Genomic DNA, 12835 nt, shown 5'->3' with positions numbered 1-12835 from the left:
AAGGAAACCAGCGCGGGCGCACAAACTGCTTATCTAAAGTAGAGAAAAGTAGATATTCCTGTCTTGCACATAAAGCCCTGTTCTGAGCGTGAATTGGTGCAGGAATCTGCTGTTTATGGTATAATTTCCTATTGATTTCGACAAAAAATAATTGGGGTAATTATGGGTGGTAGTGGTTCCGGCACATGGTATCGGTGGGATAAGAAAACGGTTGTTGAGGGTGGCTTGACCCTGAATATTTTCAAGCTGGTTCGGGAAGAGGCACTCATTCCCGGCAAGCTGGTTTCAGGCTCCCTCACCTGGCGAAGCGAGAGGACGGGAGAGAAGACGGCGAGCATTAGTTATGAGGCAAACATGTTCGACCAGAATGCGGCGTGGGTGCGGCTGCATTATACCAGCGATGGCAAGCCGATGAATTACAAGGTTCGATTGACAACGACCCGCCCCCACTATGGCGGGCTGCGATGGTGGTTTATTTGCCCGGTAAATGGCTCCAGGGTGGCAAAGCTGCACTCTCCCCCAGGTGGAGACCTGTTCGCCAGTAGAACGGCTTACAGGCTCGGATATGAAAGCCAGCAGGAAAGCCCGATGTTTCGCTATCTATCGCAGGCGCAAGCTATCCGGCATCGGCTTGGCGGGAGTACCTGCATTGATGACTGGTTCCCGGAAAAACCCAAAGGCATGCACTGGAAGACGTATGAGAAATTGCGGGCGAAGTGCGAGCGGTATGAGCGGCGATGCAACGCGATGGCGGCGCAACGGTTTGGGTTTTGATGTAGGACTACGTTGTCAGCTTGTATATTACGGGTTAAAGGTGATGTACAAATACCTTATAGGATGTAGTGTATTGGGTGCGATGGATTATGGGTACGGCACGAGCCTTGGGGGGCGGGAGAAATGCAAAATGGCGAATTCTTTAAACGTTATAAAAAAATTTTGATTGGTGGTATCGGAGGTCTTTTAGGATTAGCTACAGCTATTGGCGCTATAACAAAATTTTTAGCCCCGTACCCCATTCTTTTGGTAAAAAAAGTATCTGAAAATGGAATTGTACTGGAAGCTGGTGAGTATGTTTTTTCTTACATTGCAGTTTTTCTAATATTATTTTTATTTATTCTGGCTATTTGCGCGCTGTTCGTCGGCTTTATGGGTGGTTTTGGCAAATTGTTTTTTAAACTTCAGAAAACTGAAAATGAACTTAACTTATTCACTCACAATAACAAAAAGATTGTAAGCCAGCTTTATGATGATCAGCCAAGACCCCGGATAATTTTTAATAGGTTAGACTATCTCTGTTATGCGGAGAAAAATGGTGATGCAAGGATTATAATAAACGCTTTAATTTCTTCTTCTACTCAAACTGCGCATTTTTGGACTTTCTGGATAGAGGCAGATGAAGAATCTATACCAATTCAATCCTTTGGCGATCTAGAAATTAAGTGCTCCTGTGGGGATAACAGTAAAGACGTTGCTATACTTGTCTTGGAGAACGAACTAAAGCGAAAACAATTTGCCTTATTCTTTTTGCCGGAGATAAACCCCGGTGAAATGAGAGAAATTCAAATCAGCTATGCTTGGCCAAAATATATGGGGCGTCTTATTAAAAAGAAAACAATGGATTTCACTTGGGGCTTTAAAACGGCTGATCCTACTTCAACAACAGATATGACGTTCTGCGTATACTTCCCCAAAAGCCTTGGTCATATTAACTGTGAGAATCAAGGTGTGGCAATAAACGAAACACACCTAAATCTCTCATCGGCTAACGAAGATGAAATTTTATGGAAATACAAGAACGAAAATGCCGTTTTAGACGGGAAGCAATTTAACTTCAGGTTCTCTATGAAATGAAATTTTGTGCCAATTTGTCAACCACCCCCACCGCCGCCGAAACCGGGCTGGAGAGAAATGTTCGTATTTTCAAATAACATATCGAACTCCTTGTTCTATCCGGTTCGAATATAAGCATTCCTGCCGGGTTACTTCAAGAGCAATTCTCTAAATAATTGGTCAAAAATTGGTTAATTTTCTTTGTGTTGCTAATCTAATACTGCTTGAAACCTAAAAGGAGAATTTTTGGAAAAGATATTCTCACCTATTAGCAGCTCATATTATAGACGAACTTAACCTTACGGCATTGTTTTTGTTGAAGAAATGGATTTGGTGTCAATGTAAAGGTAGTAAATTGCTGATTATATATTTTAATGAGATGAAGTCGACCGTATCTTAAGCGAATTGGTAAAAATCCGTGAATAAAGATTGCTATAAGATTGCTGGCCTAAAAGATCAGCTTATCCAATATCGCTAAGTGATTGAAAAATATGGCGCACCCGACACGATTCGAACGTGTGACCTCTGCCTTCGGAGGGCAGCGCTCTATCCAGCTGAGCTACGGGTGCTGAGATGAGAACCTTGCTATAGCCCAAGCGATCCGCTCTTGCAATGGTTTTAGGGCGCTGTTCTAAGATAACCGCGCCTGTCAGCTGTTATTGCGCCTCAGTCGGTCAATCTTGTCCTTATTCGCAGCTTTCCGGCGGTTGGCTGTTACCGTTGCCGTCAAATCGGCGTCATGGGGATCCGTTAAATTTCTCCGGAGGGTCGCTTCCCCTTGGAGCCTATGGCGTCGACGCAGGCTTTGCTTTTGAAGACGTTCAATATCTGCTTGCATTGACATGAATCTCTCCTTTCCCAACATTAACGTAGCCTTATACATAATGTAGTTCGGTTTGGATTTGATGCCAATCAATTCTCGGATAAATTCAGCATTGCCGGGCCAATCGGTTATGGGAAGTCAACTTTTCGGCCGTTCTTAACGACCATGCGGTGGTTTTTCTTCGCAGCCGCCATCAGGATGTCTTTTGCCGGATTGCCGTTCACAATGAGCAGGTCAGCCTTGAAGCCGGTTTTGATTTGTCCCCGGTTATCGAGTTCCATCAGGCTATGAGCGACCGAGGTTGCGCTGTTCAATGCGTCGATTGGTGTCATACCGCAATCGACCATATAGGCCATTTCCATTGCGTTCTCGCCATGCAGGTTGAAGGGCGTGCCGGCATCAGTCCCCATTGCGATCTTGCCGCCAGCTTTATAGAACATTTTGAAGCTTTCTTTGTGCTTCTCGAACACGCGTCTGGATTTTTCAACAACATAATCCGCGATGCCCTGATCTGCGTTATTGAGAATATTTTGAACTGCCGCGAGTGTCGGGACGAGATAGGTTCCTCGCTCCATCATCGCATCGAGGCATTCTTGGTCCATGAAGATACCATGTTCAATGGAAGTGATGCCAGCGTTCACCGCATTCATAATTCCTTCTGCTCCCTGGGCGTGGCTCGCGGAAGTCTTGTGAAAACGGGCAGCTTCGGCGACACCAACGCGCATTTCATCTGCGGAATAATGCGCATCTTCCGGGTTGACACCCGGCGTCATGACACCGCCGGTGGCCATGATTTTGACCAGATCACTACCCGCGTGGATCTGCTCCCGTACGGCTTTCACCACCTCGTCACAGCCATCTGCGACACGGCCATTCTTGTTGCCATGTCCACCGGTCATACAGATCATCTTGCCAGAAGCCATAATATTCGGGCCAAAAAACCGTCCGCTGTTGCAGGCATCGCGAACCGGGAATTCCAGATAGTTGCGTCCGCCGCAATCGCGCACAGCTGTGATGCCGGATTTGAGTGAAAGTTGTGCATTCTCGAGAACCCGGAGTGTTATTTCGCCGGGATTGACGCCCTCTATGCTGCCGCGAGGATCGGCCTCTCCCTTATAGACGAGGTGGACATGGCAATCGGCGATCCCGGGCATCAAGGTGCCGCCGCTGGTATCGACACGGTCTCCCTTATAGTCCGCAAACTTTTCTGAGGGCGCGACTTCCTTGATCGTATCGCCGTCTGTAAGCACGGCATGGTTTTTGAGAAGCTTGCCTGCGCCGTCGAAAACGTCGCCGCCGATATAGAGAATTTCTGTCATGTCTATTGCCCGTTAATTTGTTTGGTTTCCATCAATATCGCATGATTGACGGTTACATATCCAATAAAAAATCGAGCATGCAATCTACCTCATTCAGTAGTTGCAAGCCGTTGCGATTGAGACGCGCTAACCTGAGGACGTCATCTGAAGGAAAGCGTCCTCAAGGTCTGGCTCCTCCGTTGTGAGGTCGACGATGTCGAGGCCGTCATCTGCGGCAGCTGTGAGAATTTTTGCCATTTTCGTTTCGCTCGGATGATATGAAATATTGATCCGCCGGCCATGAGAAAGTGTCGCGTTGAATTGCTTTAAGTGCTCCGGCACTTCCGTGATATCATGACCAAGAAGTAAGCAGACATTTTTAATGTCGATCTTTCCAAGCAAGGCTTCGGTCGGCTCACAAGCAACAACTTCACCGTGATTTATGATCGCGATTGTGTCGCAGAGCTCTTCCGCTTCTTCTAGATAATGAGTGGTGAGGATAATTGTCGTTCCCTCCTCATTGAGCTTCTTTACATAGTTCCAGAGTTGCTGACGGAGTTCGATATCCACGCCGGCCGTCGGTTCATCGAGGATCAGAACTTCAGGGCGATGCACCATGGCCTTGGCGACGAGCAGCCGCCGTCGCATGCCGCCCGATAGGGTGCGCGCATAAACATCGGCCTTGTCGCTCAAGCCCATGGCGGCGAGGATTTCATCAGTACGCCGCTCTGATTTGGGAACGCCGTAAAGCCCGGCCTGAAACTCCATCACCTCACGCGGTGTGAAAAACGCGTCGAGATTGAGTTCCTGTGGAACAACGCCAACGGCACTTCGTGCTGCACGCATGTCTTTTACTGTATCGAAGCCGCAAATCTGAACCTCTCCGCTTGTTTTATTGACAAGTCCGGCGATGATATTGATCAGGGTTGATTTGCCCGCGCCATTAGGCCCCAGTAACCCAAAGAAGGAGCCATGCTTTACCTCCAGATTGATGCTTTTTAACGCTGTCTTATCTGGTGCAGGACCCTTAATTCTGTATATTTTTGTAAGGTCCCGGACCCTTAAAGCCGGTGTGGTGGACGTTATGTCGGTCATACTATTATTTTCAATTCTTAGTTTATTAATGAACTGGACAATCGCGACATCATATCCAAAAGGTCAATGCGAGCGGAACTACAGCAATCGTCAGCAATGTCGAAATCATGATATAGCTGGCTACATCGGATGCATATTCACTTTGGTAACGCTCTACCCAAAGATATGTCGCGACGGACGCTGGCATCAGGCACATCAATATAAAAACGCCGCGGGTGGTCCCGGTAAACCCGAACAACCAAGTGATCATATAGGCGACGGTGGCTGCCATGGCAATATGGAAGAGCGCAAGATAGGCCCCGGTAATAATTCCGTCCAACCGCAACGTTGCCAAAGTAAAGCCAAGGGTGAGCAGCATAAGCGGGATTGCGAGTCCGCTGAGAATGCTGAAGCAAGAAGCGATCGGTGCGGGCAAGCTGGTGCCCGTGCCCATCAGGATGAGCGCGAGAACAACGCTATAGACAGCTGGCTGTCGAATGAGATCGAGGAACGAGACTTTTCCGATAGGGATCCACATGCCGATGGTGAAGATGCCGGCGATAACGACCGCTACAACAGCAAGGCCGACTGCCATGCCTTCGTTTCCAAACGCCAGCAGGCTGATCGGTAGGCCGATATTACCAGCGTTGTTCAATATCATTGGCGAGAGAAAGGCCCGGACAGGCTTGCGGATGATTTTCAGGAAGGCAAAAGCAATAATAGCGAAGCAGAGTATCATGACTGCTGCCGCTGCCATGACATCAAGAAAAGCGCCGAAAGAGATATGCTTGGCGGTGAGGTGCGATAGGATCAGCGTCGGATAGCCAACATTGCCCACAATGCTGCCGATGGTCTTGGTGTCGAAATTAGTTTTGAATAGCGCAAGCCCGTATCCGACCGCCACACATAGCAGCACTGGGAGAAGAACATTGGTAACATGAATGAATAGCGCCTCCACGAGCTCCCCCTGTCTATGGATATATCTGCCTGCGCGCTGACGGAGCCCGAAATTAGTCATGTTGACAGTGCAAGGCAAATTTTTCTTTCGGCAGGACTATGATAACACCGCACAAATAGTAAATTGCATCATTTCCCGGTTGCGTCCCTGTGCCCAATCGATATCATCCATGCAGTGCCAGCAGATCGAGAATTCGATGAAGCCTCTGGCGATCAGCGTTTATCAGCAGAAGAAGTGAGACGGCTTTATGCAAGCTATTGAGACAATTGAAGTTGACAGCCCGAAAGTTGCCTGTGATGGCGGGAAGGGCTCCCTCGGCCATCCGCGCGTCTATCTCAATATGGGGGACAAGGGGCAGGTTGAATGCCCTTACTGCAGCCGAGTATATGTTTTGAAGGCGGGCGCGAAGGTCAGCGGCGGCCACTGATTTTTGCGAATTTCGAAGTAAAAGACGGGAATGCGGCATGACCGAACCGGACGTCACGGGCGATCCAAATCAAAAACACAGGATTTATCTGGTCGACGGATCGGGCTACATCTTCCGTGCATATTTCGCGATGATTCGAGGGCGGCAGCCTATGACCCGCTCGGACGGGACGCCTACGGGCGCAGTTCTCGGCTTTTCCAATATGCTGTTCAAGCTTATTCAGGATACCCAGGCAGACGGTCGGGTGAGCCATCTTGCGGTTATTTTCGATACCAGCCGTAAGACTTTCCGGTCTGAAATTTATCCAGAATATAAGGCCAACCGGGATGCCCCTCCGGAAGATCTGATTCCACAATTTCCGTTAGTGCGAGAGGCAACACGCGCGTTCAATGTCCCGGCGATCGAGAAGGAAGGCTTCGAGGCTGATGATATCATCGCGACTTATGCAGCTCAGGCTCGCGCGAACGGCATGGAATGCGTGATTGTCTCCTCTGATAAGGATTTGATGCAACTCGTCGGTGGTGACGTGACCATGCTCGATCCAATGAAAAACAAGATGATTGGCGAAGAGGGCGTGCAGGAAAAATTTGGCGTCGGACCGGAGCGGGTGATCGATGTTCAGTCATTGGCAGGGGACAGCGTCGACAATGTTCCGGGTGTCCCTGGCATTGGTATCAAGACGGCCGCGCTGCTGATCAATGAGTTTGGCGACCTAGATACCCTGCTTGAGCGGGCAGCGGAAATTCCGCAGAAGGGGCGCCGTGAAAAACTTATCGAGAATGCCGAAATGGCAAGGGTCAGCCGCGATCTGGTGACGCTCAAAAATGATGTCGAGCTTGATATCGATGTCATGGACCTAACCGTGCAGATGCCAACCGCCGAAGACCTGATTGCCTTTCTCAAAGAAAATGAATTCAAGCAACTCACCAGTCGGGTGATGGGGTTTTTCGGGAAAGGGTTTCGCGAGGACGCGGCGGCATTGCCTGAGGATGATCCGGTCGAGGCAGAGAGCGGCGCGCCGAAAGTTGAAAATGTCACATATACTACTATCCTTGAAATGGACGCGCTTCGGGCCTGGATAAAGGAGGCGTATCGCATTGGACATGTTGCGGTTGATACGGAAACCACCAGTTTGAATGCCATGCAGGCGTCACTTGTCGGCATTTCCCTTTCTATTCATCCGGGGAATGCCTGTTACATTCCGGTTGGGCATGTAAATCCCAAGTCGCAGGGCGGGTTTGATTTTGATGGCGCGGCGGAAAAAGGGGCGGACGATGTCCCGCCTCAGCTTCCGAAAGCGGAGGTTCTAGCGGCGCTGAAACCGCTCCTCGAAGATCCGGGCGTGATGAAGATTGGCCAGAATATCAAGTACGACCAAGTCATCCTCTCGCAGGAAGGGGTGCAGGTCACGCCGATCGACGATACGATGCTTCTCTCCTATTGTCAGGAGGCGGGTTTGCATGGGCACGGTATGGATGAACTGTCGAAGCTTCATTTTGGCATAACCCCGATTCCATTTAAGGAAGTGGCCGGAACCGGCAAATCCCAGATTACCTTTGCCGAGGTGCCCATCGACAAGGCGACGGAGTATGCGGCGGAAGATGCGGACATTACGCTCCGCCTGTATCAACTCCTGAAACGGCAACTTGTGAAAGTGAAAGCCGTCACTCTTTATGAAACGATTGAGCGACCCTTAGTGCCCGTCATCGCAAAGATGGAGCAGGAGGGCGTCAAGGTGGACGCCAAGCTCTTAAGTAACCTTTCCGCTGATTTCGGGGCACGGATGGACGGGCTGGTTGCGGAAATTCACGATCTCGCGGGCGAAGAATTTAACGTCGGATCGCCGAAGCAGCTTGGGCAAATCCTGTTTGATAAAATGGGGCTGTCTGGCGGCAAGAAAGGCAAGACCGGTGCCTATACTACGGATGTTAATGTGTTGGAGGGGCTGGCTGCGGATGGCGTGGAACTCGCGCAGAAAGTTCTCGATTGGCGCCAGCTTTCCAAGCTGAAAAGTACCTATACGGATGCGCTTCAAGGACAGATAAATTCCAAGACGGGACGCATTCACACCTCATTCTCGCTCGCCGCGGCATCCACCGGTCGGCTGGCTTCCAGTGAGCCCAATGTCCAGAACATTCCTATCCGCACAGAAGAGGGGCGCAAGCTGCGTCAGGCATTTATTGCGGAAGAGGGGAATAAACTGATCAGCGCAGACTATTCGCAAATTGAGCTGCGTCTGCTTGCCCATATCGCCGATATCCAATCCCTGAAAGAGGCATTCGCAGAAGGCCTCGACATTCATGCGAAAACGGCATCGCAGGTTTTCGGTGTGTCGATTGAGGGCATGGACCCAATGATGCGCCGTTCTGCGAAGGCGATCAATTTCGGTATTATTTATGGGATTAGCGCCTTTGGGCTGGCGCGCCAGCTCGGTGTCTCCAGAACCGAGGCTCAAGGCTATATCGACCAGTATTTTGTCCAGTATCCGGGCATCAAGGACTATATGAGCAACACAAAGAGTTTCTGTCACGATAATGGTTACGTGGAAACGCTCTTTGGCCGCAGGGTTTATCTTCCGGGGATTAACGATAAAAACGGGGCTCGGCGGAGTTTTTCCGAACGGGCAGCTATCAATGCTCCTATTCAAGGTTCCGCCGCCGATATTATCAAGCGGGCGATGGTTCGATTGCCGGATGTCTTGGCGACCGAAAAGCTCTCTGCACGTATGCTGCTTCAGGTGCATGACGAGCTAATCTTCGAAATGCCGGAGGGTGAAGTAGAGAAAACATCCGAGATTGTCAAATCGGTGATGGAGAGCGCCGCCCAGCCAGCGGTTGAGCTTTCCGTTCCGTTGATTGTCGATGCCGGGATCGGGGACAATTGGGGCGAAGCCCACTAATCGGAACGCATCCCTTGCGACATATGCCGGAGCAAGTTAGGGTCATATCAGTTCCACCTTGATGGTAAGGAATTCAATGCTGGAAACCGCGCTGGTTGCCTTTACAACTTTTTTCGCGACAATCGGGCCGCTGGATGTGGCAGCTTTGTTCGCGGCGCTTACGGTTGGAGCAACCCCAAAAGAACGGCGGCAGATGGCGCTGAAAGGTTCGCTGATTGGCGGCGGGATACTTCTCTTCTTTGCGCTTTTTGGAAAAGCGGTTTTGACGAGTTTTGGTATCACCTTGCCCGCGCTACAGGCCTCCGGTGGTATTTTGCTATTGCTGATCGCGATTGATATGGTGTTTGCACGTGACTCTGGCAGTACCACCGCCACAGATGAAGAAAAGGTCGAGGCGCAAGGCAAGAAGGATGTCTCGGTTTTTCCGCTGGCCACGCCCTTAATCGCTGGTCCTGGCGCGATTGGCGCTGCGGTCCTGCTCGTCGCCGAGACGAAAGGGGATACAGTCGAGACGGCACTGGTGATTGCTGTTCTTCTTGGCATGGTGCTGCTGACATTCCTGTTGATGCTGTTGGCAACGCAGGTGCATAAGCTTCTCGGTGTGACTGGGCTTCACGTGATTTCGCGTGTGGTTGGCGTGTTATTGGCCGCTCTGGCGGTGCAGTTTATTTTTAATGGCATTCGTGATAGCGGGCTTTTGGGATAGCACTTGTTCCTTGGCTCGCTATAGAGTAGATCGAATCGCCCGCATATTAACCATGAATTTGAAAAAATTAACCATATCAGATAGTTAAGGTGAACATGCCGTGGCGAAATTGCATGAGTGATTTGCTAAGGAACATCAGTATTTTACATTAGATTTTACGCAAATATTGGGTAAATTGTGTTGACAATAAGGCAAGTTATCGTCATTTATGAGCGATTAATTTTGCGATTTTTGCTTTGCAATTAACTGGCGCGTACGAAAATGGCCTTCGTTAAGAATATTTTTTTAGGGTTAGGCGTAATATTTAAAGGTTTTCGTAAGTAGCGTGATTTAAGAACAGTAGTAGGAGTACCAAACTATGATTAAATTATTTAAGACATTTTTGGCCGTCGCGGCTCTTTCTGGCTTCTTTGCTCTTCCGGCACAATCAGCCGTCGTTTCCTGGACAACAGATCTACCTGCTGCGGATACCGGTGTTCCATCCCCGACAACGTCCGTTGGTACGGTTTATGAGAACCTGACCACATCAGTGGCCAACCAATATCGTTCGCCTTGGCAAGGAACTGCACTTGATGGCGTTGGTACCTACACCTCGGTACAGAAAGGGTCATACGCGTCCTATATGTTTGACACGGGTTTTTATGCGATCGATTTTATGTGGGGATCCGTTGATGGTTACAATGGCCTTGAATTTTACTATCAGGGCAATTGGGTAGACGCCCTACATGGCGATGACGCACAGCTTAGCAGTGTCAGCAATGGTCTGGGCTTCATTGTCGCCTCGATCATGGCAACGGGCGTTTTTGACGAAGTTCGCTTTACCTCGGGAAGCAACGCATTTGAATATGCAAATATGACGGTATCTGCAGTACCGCTCCCGGCTGCGTTGCCACTTTATGGTGCAGGTCTTGCTGTCCTCGGGTTTTTTGGATGGCGCAAGCGTCGTAAATCCGCAGCATTGGTAGCTTAAACCCCCTTAATAAAGATACTCCTATTTGAAGCGGCGGCCTTTGGGTCACCGCTTTTTATTTTCTATTTATAGATCCGACCTGCACGTTGTTTATAGCGGGGGAGCGACCAGCCAAACAGGATGGCACCGGCGCGCACAGAAAAGCCTGTCACAATAGCACCGCAAGCAGCGATAAGGGGCGTTATACCGCCCAATTCAATTGCAATGACATAGACAGCCGCACTGATAAGTGCCGCTGTGGCATATACTTCCTGCTTTAGGAGGAGAGGTGTTTCGCCCGCAACAAGATCCCGTACGAGTCCGCCGAAAGTTGCCGTAATTATACCAAGTACAACAGCAATGAGGGGGCCAACATCGCTCCCTCTGGCAATTTCGGCACCAAGAACTGCAAATGCGGCCAGCCCGATGGCATCGCTCCAGAGCAGGACGATGTAGCGTCTTTGAACATGGGAGGCGAAAAAATACAGCAGGGTGGCCATGCCCAGACATACCAGCAAATACCGGGGGTCCTCGATCCAGAAAACGGGCTGGTCAAGAATGACATCTCGCATGGTACCACCGCCAATGCCGGTAAAAGTGGCCATCATGCCGAAACCGATCAGGTCCATTTCCTTACGGCTGGCCACAAGTCCGCCTGTCGCGGCGAAGACAGCAACACCAATAAGATCAAGAATGGTTACGAAATCCAAAAACATCACGCCTCCCTCAGTGAATGGCGAATGATCCGCCAGATTGATGGAAAGCGCAAGAGTTCCGCTGTTACAACATCGCCTGCAAAACCCGGTCGGGCGGGGTGTGTCCGTCGATAAAGGTCTTGATATTGATCAGGACCTTCTCGCCCATATCAATGCGTCCTTCGATCGTCGCTGAGCCCATATGCGGCAGAAGAATAACATTATCAAGTTCCATCAGGCGAGGATTGACGGCGGGTTCATGTTCGAACACGTCAAGGCCCGCACCCGCGACCTTGCCATTCCGGAGTAGGCGTGTCAGGGCGTTTTCATCAACGACTTCTCCACGCGATGTATTGACCACGTAACAGCTTGGCTGCAAGAGTGCCAAGCGCCGAGCATTGAGCAGATGAAACGTTGCCGGCGTATGCGGGCAATTGACGGACACGATATCCATCCGCGCCAGCATCTGATCGAGGCTCTCCCAATAGGTCGCCTCTAGCTCATTTTCGACATATTCCGGCAGTCGATTGCGGTTATGGTAATGGATGGAAAGACCGAAGGCACGTGCGCGGCGGGCGACTGCCTGGCCGATCCGGCCCATACCAATGATGCCGAGGCGCTTGCCCCAGATCCGGTGGCCGAGCATGCTGGTCGGGGACCAGCCTGTCCAGTTGCCGGACCGCATCATACGTTCACCCTCTGTCAGGCGGCGCGGTACCGCCATGATCAGCGCCATGGTCATATCGGCGGTGTCCTCGGTCAGGACACCGGGTGTGTTCGTCACAGTAATGTTACGTTGGCGAGCTGTGGCCAGATCAATATGATCAACACCCGTGCCGAAGCTCGCAATTAGTTTGAGGTTGGGGTTCGTCTGGCTGAGTACGCCAAGATCGATTTTATCTGTCACGGTTGGCACAAGAACATCCGCCGTCTTTACCGCCTCGATCAACTGGCTTTGGGTCATCGGCGTATCGTCATGGTTCAGCCGCGTATCGAACAGCTCCATCATGCGGGTTTCGATAACGTCCGGAAGCCTTCTTGTAACAACAACGATGGGTTTCTTCTGCGGCATTTGATGACTCTCTTGTTCCTGGATTTTTGGCAAGACCAATAGACTTTATCTAGCAGATCATGTGGGCGGTTACAATTGCGACCTTGGGTTAGGGGCACCAGTTT

At 50.3% G+C, this 12835-nt stretch carries 12 protein-coding genes and 1 tRNA gene; 6 read left to right on the top strand and 7 right to left on the bottom strand.

Annotated elements, in window-relative coordinates; genetic code table 11:
• Positions 1–162 precede the first annotated feature (162 nt).
• On the top strand, positions 163–774 hold the full coding sequence (locus tag LKE13_RS03210) for a hypothetical protein (RefSeq protein ID WP_227948251.1): 612 nt from the start codon (positions 163–165) through the stop codon (positions 772–774).
• 123 nt (positions 775–897) lie between these two features.
• A complete protein-coding gene (locus LKE13_RS03205; protein WP_227948250.1) occupies positions 898–1851 on the top strand; it encodes a hypothetical protein in 954 nt (317 codons plus the stop codon).
• Positions 1852–2322: 471 nt separating this feature from the next.
• Here LKE13_RS03205 and LKE13_RS03200 read toward each other — a convergent pair.
• The 5 genes from LKE13_RS03200 to LKE13_RS18730 all read right to left on the bottom strand — a co-directional run bounded on the left by LKE13_RS03200 (position 2323) and on the right by LKE13_RS18730 (position 5983).
• Positions 2323–2399 (bottom strand) — tRNA-Arg (locus LKE13_RS03200).
• 80 nt (positions 2400–2479) lie between these two features.
• Positions 2480–2674, bottom strand: coding sequence for a hypothetical protein (locus LKE13_RS03195; RefSeq protein ID WP_227948249.1), 195 nt, complete (start codon positions 2672–2674; stop codon positions 2480–2482).
• 107 nt (positions 2675–2781) lie between these two features.
• On the bottom strand, positions 2782–3972 hold the full coding sequence (locus tag LKE13_RS03190; protein WP_227948248.1) for a metal-dependent hydrolase family protein: 1191 nt from the start codon (positions 3970–3972) through the stop codon (positions 2782–2784).
• Between the two features lie 126 nt (positions 3973–4098).
• The gene (locus tag LKE13_RS03185) at positions 4099–5046 is read right to left on the bottom strand and encodes an ABC transporter ATP-binding protein (protein ID WP_227948247.1); all 948 of its coding nucleotides are present in this window, start codon (positions 5044–5046) and stop codon (positions 4099–4101) included.
• Positions 5047–5095: 49 nt separating this feature from the next.
• Positions 5096–5983, bottom strand: a complete 888-nt coding sequence (locus tag LKE13_RS18730) for an AEC family transporter (RefSeq protein WP_227948246.1) — start codon at positions 5981–5983, stop codon at positions 5096–5098.
• A 247-nt stretch (positions 5984–6230) separates the two neighbouring features.
• Here LKE13_RS18730 and LKE13_RS03175 point away from each other — a divergent pair, with 247 nt between their 5' ends.
• From LKE13_RS03175 to LKE13_RS03160, 4 genes are all read left to right on the top strand, one after another.
• Positions 6231–6410: a zinc-finger domain-containing protein gene (locus tag LKE13_RS03175; RefSeq protein ID WP_227948245.1), complete on the top strand. Its 180-nt coding sequence runs from the start codon at positions 6231–6233 to the stop codon at positions 6408–6410.
• Between the two features lie 37 nt (positions 6411–6447).
• A complete protein-coding gene (gene polA / locus LKE13_RS03170; RefSeq protein ID WP_227948244.1) occupies positions 6448–9309 on the top strand; it encodes a DNA polymerase I in 2862 nt (953 codons plus the stop codon).
• A 76-nt stretch (positions 9310–9385) separates the two neighbouring features.
• Entirely contained in the window at positions 9386–10015 is a 630-nt protein-coding gene (locus tag LKE13_RS03165) for a MarC family protein (RefSeq protein WP_227948243.1), read from the top strand.
• Between the two features lie 358 nt (positions 10016–10373).
• Positions 10374–10985: a VPLPA-CTERM sorting domain-containing protein gene (locus LKE13_RS03160; RefSeq protein WP_227948242.1), complete on the top strand. Its 612-nt coding sequence runs from the start codon at positions 10374–10376 to the stop codon at positions 10983–10985.
• Positions 10986–11047: 62 nt separating this feature from the next.
• Here LKE13_RS03160 and LKE13_RS03155 read toward each other — a convergent pair whose 3' ends face one another.
• Both LKE13_RS03155 and LKE13_RS03150 read right to left on the bottom strand, forming a co-directional pair.
• Positions 11048–11680: a trimeric intracellular cation channel family protein gene (locus tag LKE13_RS03155; protein ID WP_227948241.1), complete on the bottom strand. Its 633-nt coding sequence runs from the start codon at positions 11678–11680 to the stop codon at positions 11048–11050.
• A gap of 64 nt (positions 11681–11744) precedes the next feature.
• Entirely contained in the window at positions 11745–12731 is a 987-nt protein-coding gene (locus LKE13_RS03150) for a 2-hydroxyacid dehydrogenase (RefSeq protein WP_227948240.1), read from the bottom strand.
• Between the last annotated feature and the right edge of the window lie 104 nt (positions 12732–12835).

The organism is Sneathiella sp. HT1-7, assembly GCF_020731145.1.
GTDB lineage: Bacteria > Pseudomonadota > Alphaproteobacteria > Sneathiellales > Sneathiellaceae > Sneathiella.
Note: the sequence above shows the minus strand (reverse complement) of the source record. Positions and strands in the feature narration are given on the sequence as shown.